General features: G+C 48.1%; 8 protein-coding genes. 4 read left to right on the forward strand and 4 right to left on the reverse strand.

Going from position 1 to position 6,107, the window contains the following annotated elements; all coding sequences use genetic code 11:
• Nucleotides 1-881 precede the first annotated feature (881 nt).
• On the forward strand, nt 882-1,754 hold the full coding sequence (locus M0220_RS17315; RefSeq protein ID WP_264019255.1) for a replication initiation protein: 873 nt from the start codon (nt 882-884) through the stop codon (nt 1,752-1,754).
• Between the two features lie 111 nt (nt 1,755-1,865).
• Entirely contained in the window at nt 1,866-2,288 is a 423-nt protein-coding gene (locus M0220_RS17320) for a helix-turn-helix domain-containing protein (RefSeq protein ID WP_264019256.1), read from the forward strand.
• A 13-nt stretch (nt 2,289-2,301) separates the two neighbouring features.
• Here the strand turns inward: M0220_RS17320 and M0220_RS17325 are convergent, their stop codons facing one another.
• The 4 genes from M0220_RS17325 to M0220_RS17340 all read right to left on the reverse strand — a co-directional run bounded on the left by M0220_RS17325 (nt 2,302) and on the right by M0220_RS17340 (nt 4,883).
• Nucleotides 2,302-2,562 (reverse strand): hypothetical protein, encoded by a 261-nt coding sequence (locus M0220_RS17325; protein ID WP_264019257.1) that lies wholly within the window; start codon nt 2,560-2,562, stop codon nt 2,302-2,304.
• Entirely contained in the window at nt 2,563-2,793 is a 231-nt protein-coding gene (locus M0220_RS17330; RefSeq protein ID WP_264019258.1) for a hypothetical protein, read from the reverse strand. It abuts the gene before it with no gap.
• A 231-nt stretch (nt 2,794-3,024) separates the two neighbouring features.
• Nucleotides 3,025-3,663, reverse strand: coding sequence for an Eco29kI family restriction endonuclease (locus M0220_RS17335; RefSeq protein ID WP_264019259.1), 639 nt, complete (start codon nt 3,661-3,663; stop codon nt 3,025-3,027).
• Nucleotides 3,660-4,883, reverse strand: coding sequence for a DNA cytosine methyltransferase (locus M0220_RS17340; protein WP_264019260.1), 1,224 nt, complete (start codon nt 4,881-4,883; stop codon nt 3,660-3,662). The genes M0220_RS17335 and M0220_RS17340 overlap by 4 nt, the downstream gene beginning before the upstream one ends.
• 198 nt (nt 4,884-5,081) lie before the next feature.
• Here M0220_RS17340 and M0220_RS17385 point away from each other — a divergent pair, with 198 nt between their 5' ends.
• Both M0220_RS17385 and M0220_RS17350 read left to right on the forward strand, forming a co-directional pair.
• On the forward strand, nt 5,082-5,183 hold the full coding sequence (locus M0220_RS17385; RefSeq protein WP_318784697.1) for a BrnT family toxin: 102 nt from the start codon (nt 5,082-5,084) through the stop codon (nt 5,181-5,183).
• Between the two features lie 84 nt (nt 5,184-5,267).
• A complete protein-coding gene (locus tag M0220_RS17350; RefSeq protein ID WP_264019254.1) occupies nt 5,268-5,558 on the forward strand; it encodes a BrnA antitoxin family protein in 291 nt (96 codons plus the stop codon).
• Nucleotides 5,559-6,107: the final 549 nt, after the last annotated feature.

The raw sequence follows: 6,107 nt of genomic DNA on the forward strand, positions 1-6,107 counted from the left end.
GAAAAAAATGCAGGCACGCCACGGACGTATACAAATTGCTAAGGCACTTTGCATACGTTCGGTGTGCCAAAGGGAATCCCTTTGAATCTAAAGTCACTGACGTGGCCATATATTTATTTATAAGGCTATAAACTATTTCTTATCTTCCTTTAATAGTTTATGAACATAAATAGTTAATATAATACCCATTATTACAGGAGTAGATAAAAGAAAGTATTGATAAGTCACTGGGAACCCTCCTTTGCTCTCTATTAAATATAACTGTATAGACTATCAAACCACTTTTCTAATAATTCATGCTTTCTTTTTGTTTAGCAGGAAGCAGGCGTTCCGCCTACACCTAACCCCTATGTTTGGCATGCCCTGAGGGCATAGGTTCATGGGGTATGGGGGCTTGCCCCCATGAAGCGAGCCTGCGAGCGGTAACAGCAATGCACATTTTTTGCTGACATTACTTAGGTGGAGAACCTCTCGAAAATGAAACTGCTTAGTCCTTTCTTTGCTTAACAGGGGTTTACTTAATTCGACTCAATTTTATCGTGGTCGGAGACCACCCACTAAAAGCGGCGCAGGTGCGGAGCACCTCGAAAGCCGCTCTTAATTAGTGCGCCTTTGGCGCAACATTATTAGGCACGCCGTGGGCGAAGCGAAGCGGAGGGTAGGCGAGCGCATAGCGCGCTCTTTTATGTACTTTTTCCTTTTCCCTTTTAGGCTCTATAAGTAATTGATTTTTATATTTTAAAACCTCTAAAAGAGGAGGGATTGATGGTTGAAAGAGGAGGGATTGATGGTTAAAAGAGGAGAGATTGATGGTTGTAAAGAGGAGGGATTGATGGTTTAGTGTGAGTCAAATAAAAAGCTCACATTATAGGCTTGGTAATATGCATGATGCTCAAATCTACAAAGCCAATGCTCTGATAGAGGCGTCTTATCGCCTTAGTATTTATGAACAACGTGTTGTGCTGGCATGTATCTCAAAGGTACGTAGGGATGAACCTTTGACTGATCAGAAGCTTTATCGCGTTAGTGCCCAAGAAATCGCTGAAATGAGTGGAACTCAGATAGGAACCGCTTACCAAAATCTTAAAGCAGCATCTGAGCGTCTATTTGAGCGTCGTGTTTCTTTACACGCCTCACCTAATGGGGACGGTAAGGTTAAAGTACGGCTTACTCGCTGGGTGCAAACCATCGAATATGACGAAGGTGGGGGAGCTGTCTCTCTGCGCTTTGGTACCGATATGGTGCCGTATTTATCTCAATTAACCGAGCAATTCACCCGTTATGCTCTTGCAGACATAGCCAAGATGACAAGCGCGCATGCTGTTCGTCTCTATGAACTACTAGCTCAATGGCGAGGAACAGGAGAGCGTGTAGTTTCCATAGATTGGTTGCGTGAAGCATTTCAGCTTGAAGACCGTTATCCCAATATTCGTGACTTTAAGCGCTGGGTAGTTGAGCCAGCAATTAAGCAAGTCAACGAACATTCACCACTTTGGGTGAAATGGGAACAACGCAAAACTGGACGGAGGGTGACTCATCTGACTTTCACTTTTGGCGAAAAGGCCAAAGCAACGCCTCAGAAAGCCAGAAAAGAAAAAGCCAAGGGAAATTCAGGGGCTCCTCTTAGAAACACCGTAGGGGCGCTCTATGGGATTCCTCGTGCAGTCATTGAGAGTAAAGCACGTCCTGGCGAAGGGTATGAAGATACTGCGTTGAGGTTACTGAGCGAAGCTAAGCAACCAGCTAGAGGCTAGCTCTGTTCTGCTTTATTGAAAACTGAGCATTATTTATTGCCGTCCATAGTTAACGATCACTTACTGATTAGAGCTAACATGCAACCAGGATACGCAACCAATTAGACATGCATGCAACTAACTATTCCTCAAGTCGCTAAGCTCTATGAAAAACATCGCAGTACTATTCATCGCCACATAGAGTCAGGCCGCTTATCCTGCGGGTTTAGAGGAGACGGAACTCGTGTAGTAGATATTGCTGAACTGGTGCGCTGCTACGGTGAGCCAAAACAACTTCCACCTGAAATGCAACCAGATGCAACCGCCAAAAGTGAGGACTTGCAACCAGCAATGTTGCAAGCGTTGCAGGCTATGCACCAAGAGCTAGTTTCGCTAAGAGAAGAAGTCGCTCAGCTACGACAGCTGCCCCCACCTCCTGCCTCGACTAAACCGTCAGCACTCCCACAGAAGACCGAAACCTATGAAGATCCTCATGGGTTGAGGTCATTAGCTCGCTCTATGTTTGAAAATCAAGCAAACAACAAGGATAGATAGCGCTAATACGTATCTATTGGCTGCGCCGCTGCCTGATTTTCGCCTGCAGCCGCTGCCAATCTTCCCCCCCAACGTAACACTCTGCCCAGGCCAGCAGCAGCTCAGCCAGTCGGTCATCGGGAATATCGTCAGGATACGCGGTGGCATCGTGGGCAACCCCCAGTAAATCCAGCTGAGCAGCCTGCTGAGCAGGCGTAGGGCTAAACGCATACGTTAGCAGCACCTCTAGCCACAACTGTGCTTCAGCGGCCTGTATGGCCCGCGTACGCGCCATTTACAGGTATTCCTCGGTGATTAGCGCAAACACCTTGCGCTTGGCGTGGGTCAGGTCGTTCTTGGCTAGAACGTGCCACTCGTACTGCTCGCTGCCTGGCGTCATTTCCTGCCCAACGGCGGCCCGATCCCGCTCATAGCGGTAGCGTGGCCCCAGGAGCGTAGGCTGCCACTCAGTAACACGGTCACTGCTAAACACGGGTTTGAGGTCGCTGATTTTGCGAAGAGTCATGGCCGTTCACTCAAGAGGAGAGATGTCTACAAGTGCAGACCAATAAGCGTGAAATTTTCACGCTTATTGGTCAAAACTCAAGATTATCCTCATTATCTTGAGTTTTATGTGGTCTGCCGCCAGAAGTCAAAAACCGGACAGTCAGATGCTCAGGGTAAACACTATCAACCGCAAGCACTGCGAACTCTAATTATTACGTGCAACGTTTCTACGAGGCTCCATCACGATTGATTAAACTGTAATCATGACGTTGTTGTCTGGTGGAGGGTTGCTGCGCAGATGTTCCTCTACTTCATGCATGATCTGCTTCATTGTCTCAGACCTAGGCTGAAAATTATCGGCCCAAGAACGGCCTGGATGAAGAACATCCCATCGAGGTCGCAGACCTGCAACACGCCCCTTACCAGGGTTATGGTTACCAAACCCATCCACTAGATTGTTCCAAATTGGAGCAAACTTTGAGATCAGCAATGACTCTCCAAGAGGAATCCAAATATCGTCAACGACCAAGGCCCGGAAGTGAAAATCATCAATGCTAAGGTTTTCAGCTTCCTCAATGCTTTTTTTGTGTTCGTTCAGTCGTTTATACAGAGCCGTTGTCGCTATCGAAGATATTTTTCCTTTTCTAGTGCCTGACGGTACAGCCTTTCCGACATAAATAGGTGCTAAAAACTCGTCATCCTTATTACGCGCCGCAATAGCCTGGTAAGAAGGGAAGTCTCCAATGTAATAAATTGCATAGACCCCAGCGCCATTGAATTTATTAAGCTTGCTGAAAGACGTTACAGACTGGCGAAGCATCGCTTGGCCTACACTCTCACCAAGGTGTTTCTTATCGAGTGGGTTAAAGGGAATGATCTTATTGGTCATGCCATTTTCCTACTACTGCTGCGCTGCTCGTTGGCCAAATTACGAAGCTGCGCCAAAGCCAACTGTTCAGCGATGGAGCAAGCCATAGTCCGGGCTAAAGCGACAGGCACGGCGTTACCTAACTGGCGCATAGCTTCACTCCATGCACCATGGAAAGTGTAGCCATCTGGAAAATTCTGCAATCGGGCTGACTCGCGTACTGTGAAATAGCGAACACTGCCGTCATCACAAACCATCATATTTTCCCCACCAGGAACACCATGAACTCCAGCCTTTAGCGTCTTTGAGGGCAGGTCTAATGGACTTCCAGTGTGCCCCTTATACACTCGCGCGCCATCCTGAAACTTATGGTCGCGGAAAAAACTTGCTCCTTCCTCACGCGGATCTGGCACATCAACCAGCGCATCCCGCACAGTCCGCCAAGGCTTATGAACATTCGGCAAAACCGAATTACCCAACTTTTCCACCCGCTTGATTTGACGCTCAGGCACCGCTGGTCGGCACGACTTGGGAATCCGATGCCGTTCCCAATAATCCCCGGTAACCCACTTATCATAAAGCAAGGCATCTAAAGAGTGGGTCGTATCTGGTGGCGACCATTCCACACCAAGATCAGAGCGAAAACCAACGATAAAGATACGTTCTCGTTTCTGCGGAATACCATAGTCAGCCGCGTTAACCAAAACAGGAAATAGATTGTAAGTAAGGCCGTTGAAATGCAGGGCACCAGAGGTTTTCTCTTCCCGGAGTCGTTTCAAGTGCTCTAGCCAAGTTTCACCGTTATGCCGAGCGACCTCGGGAAATTCGAGCTGTAGCTGGATGTACTGAAAATATTCATGAAAACTCGTGCGGGTCAGCCCCCTTACATTCTCGATGAGAAATGATTTGGGCTTGAGTCGCCTAACTGCCTCAACAGTGACAGGAAACATATCGCGCTTATCGCCGAAAGCTTTATGCTGGCCACCCATTGAGAATGGCTGACAAGGTGGCCCACCAGCCAGTAGATCTATTCCCTCAGGAATGCTTGACCAGTCGAAAACATGTACGTCACCTTCCCACAGTGGCCAATCCTTAACCAGGGGATACCCATTGTGCTGATTTTCACGAATCGTATCGCAGGCCCAACGGTCCCACTCGGCTACCGCAAGGGACTCGAAGCCAGCGAGAGTCACGCCCATCGCTAGCCCCCCAGCGCCTGCGAAAAGCTCAACCGATTTCATCATACCCTAACCCCATAGTGTCGCTTCCGAGTCGCGTGGTTCTAACCAGCTGACTTTTAGTTTTCTGTAGCAGAATGATACCCGGCTCTTAGGTACTCATGCCAGAGAAGTGCCCCAGGCAATGAGATTGAGTACGACCTGTGAAAACAGCAAGACACCCTGCAACATCGCGGTCTGGATTTTAACGATGCGCCTGCCATCTTTGCTGGCAAAACGCTATCGATGGTGGACGACCGCCAGGACTACGGCGAAGAACGCATCATCACCGTGGGTAAGCTCACCGGCAAAGTGACAAAGTGACAAAGTGACAAAGTGACAAAGTGACCGTGATTGTCTGAACTCAACGCGGAAAAAAGCGCCGCATTATTTCCATGAGGTATGCCAATGAACGCGAAAGGCAACGATACGAACAGCACCTGGTTTGATCCTGACGATGCACTAGAGCTTACAAACGAGTGGTTTGAGGCGGCGCATCAATACCATGGCGATACCCTGGTGAAGCGCGGCCGCGGTCGTCCTCCGATCCCGGAGAGTGAGCGGAAGGTGTCCGTAAAGATTCGCTATGACCAAGAAGTGGTTGAGGCATTCCGTCAAACGGGTAAAGGCTGGCAAACCCGTATGAATCAAGCCTTACGCCAGTATCTGAAAGAACACAACGTCCACGATCTCAATTGAAAATGGAGGTGAAGAGAGCGTGGGAATTATTATCCCATTCCACGTTCTCTCTCAGTTCAGAAACTTCTACTCTCGAACGCATTTACTGTGAAATAGGCTTGTAGCTCTTTTTGTAGCTCTTAAAACTCCCAATTCTCGGCCTTTATACCCCTGTTTGTAGCCGTTAGTAGCTACAGCTCTTTATGTGCAAAATACTAGAAACCTATCAACCATGCGGGCTACAGCACACCTGTAAGGTGCGTATGGTGTATAGCCCATTTAAGGGCCAAAAATGGCCCTTAGAGCGTCCAAAATTCACCTACCAGCGGTAGCTGGTGGGAAAAGTACAAATAAGGTACAAACAGAGTACAAATGGGGTACATCGATAGTACATATCAAGTACAAATAGGGTACATAAGCCTATATTTCCCACCCAAACCGCTGATAGTCACCGACAGGCAACACTTGCAGACAACAAGCAGACGCTAAGCAGACAGTTAGCAGATATTTGAGCCTAAGCAGGTGCTTTGTAGACATTAGGCAGACAACTAGCAGACTGATGCAAAACCT

This window comes from Halomonas qinghailakensis (assembly GCF_025820815.1).
Taxonomy (GTDB): domain Bacteria; phylum Pseudomonadota; class Gammaproteobacteria; order Pseudomonadales; family Halomonadaceae; genus Vreelandella; species Vreelandella qaidamensis.